Below are 1,746 nucleotides of genomic sequence, written 5' to 3' on the forward strand. Positions count from 1 at the left end.
CCGTCCGGGTGGATGTAGATCACTCCGGTCGCCCGGCCGCCCTTTCCGACGGTGATCTCGCGGACGAACGACTCGCTGCGCAGTTCGAAGTTGCCGGTGGCGACGGCCTCGGGGATGAACGTGGTCAGTGTGTTCGACCGCGCGGTGCTCGGGTCGCCGTACTGATTCCAGAAGCTGGTGGTGTTGAACGGGTCGCGGCCCTTGTGGTTGTTCGTCACCATTGCGTGCGGGATGGGGAAGCCGTTGATCCCCATTTTGTTGCAGGCCTCGTAGAAGCGCTTGCCGAATCGCGTCGGGCGCAGGGGTTCGCTCGGGTAGCCCTTGCTGCGGAACGGCTCGTACTTGTCGGCGCCGGCGATGCCGGAGATGCCGAACTCCCACTCCACCTTGGTGAGGTAGGGCTCGAGGTGCTCGTAGCGGATCGGCCAGTCGGCCAGGCTTGCGCCCTCGATGTCACCGTGCAGGCTGCGGACCATGAAGTCCGACTCGCGCGGCCGGGGCACCCAGCCGGCCCAGTGGTTGGTGCCGCCTCCGACGAGCTGCGGGGTGGGCGAGAACGGGAAGCGTTCGGCGACCGAGGTCTCGTCGTGGCGCAGCGTGCGCGGGAACAGGTTCGGGTCGGGCCAGAGGTAGTTGCGGTTGACGAACTTGAGCTCGTCTCCAGAGTAGTGGTCCTTGGCCGACAGCCACGGGCCGCGGTCGAAGCCGACGACCTTGAGGCCGGACTCGCTGAGCACCTTGGCCGCGGTGGCCCCGGTGGCGCCGAGTCCCACGACGATCGCGTCGACCGGCTCGGGCTTCTTGGCGTGATGCACGATGCTCTCCTCTCCGCGCCGACAGCTGTGCCCAGGCGCGACGGTATGCCCCGGGACCCGAGGGAGAGCGCCCTCGGGCGGGGTGGGTCGGGTGGAGGTGGGACGCGGGTTACAGGTCGGGCGCTTCGGCGTTGCTGGGGGTCTTCGTCTGCGAGGCGATGTCGCGGTGCCGGCGTTTGATGTACTCGGCGCAACGGACCGCGACGGCCTGCAGCGTGCTGGTGGGGTTGACGGCGGCGCCCGTGGTGAGCGAGCTCGCGTCGGCGATGAACAGGTTGGGCAGGTCCCAGGTCTGGTTCCACTTGTTGGTGACCGAGTCCTCGGGGGTGTTGCCCATCCGGCAGGTGCCCATGATGTGCCAGCCGGGCGGGGGCCCGTCGATCCCGCCGATGCCCGTGGTCGCCGTGTCGATCACGGCGCCGGCTGCCTCGGCGGCGTCCTGGGCGCGCTGGACCCCCCACTGCACGAGCCGGCGGTCGTTCTCGTGCAGCTCGTAGTGAACGTGCGGTGCCGGCAGGCCGCTGGAGTCCTTCACCTCGGGGTCGAGGGTGACGCGGTTGGTGCGCACCGGGAGGTCCTCACCCTGCACATAGATCAGCGCATGCCGCCCGAAGTGCTCGTTGAAGAACTTGCGGTGGCCGGTTCCCCAGGGCGCGATGTTGCCGGTGTTGGTGCCCAGTGCGCTGGTGGCGGCGCCGAGGGCGGTGCCGACCTGGAGCGAGAAGCCGTTGACGAAACCCCGCGACGGGTCGGTGTCGTAGAACTCCTGGCTGTAGAGCACCGCAGGCTCCGGGCCCTTGAAGCCCTCGAGTGGCTCGTCGAACCAGAAGTCCACGAAGGACCAGCTGTGAAACATCAAGTGGGTCCCGACCAGGCCGTTGGAGTTGGCCAGCCCGTCGGGGTGGCCCTTCTGAGCCGACATCAGCAGCAG

The 1,746-nt window shown here is 68.5% G+C and carries 2 protein-coding genes; both read right to left on the reverse strand.

The genetic code is table 11. The annotated features are described in order from the left end of the window. The coding region (locus tag PKE99_RS37430) for a GMC family oxidoreductase (RefSeq protein ID WP_271215012.1) at positions 1–815 on the reverse strand (815 nt) is incomplete at its 3' end. 109 nt (positions 816–924) lie between these two features. After that, positions 925–1,746 (reverse strand): GMC oxidoreductase (locus PKE99_RS37435; protein ID WP_271215013.1); only part of this gene is annotated, 822 nt, incomplete at its 5' end.

The sequence above is a fragment of the Pseudonocardia halophobica genome (genome assembly GCF_027922425.1).
GTDB lineage: Bacteria > Actinomycetota > Actinomycetes > Mycobacteriales > Pseudonocardiaceae > Pseudonocardia > Pseudonocardia halophobica.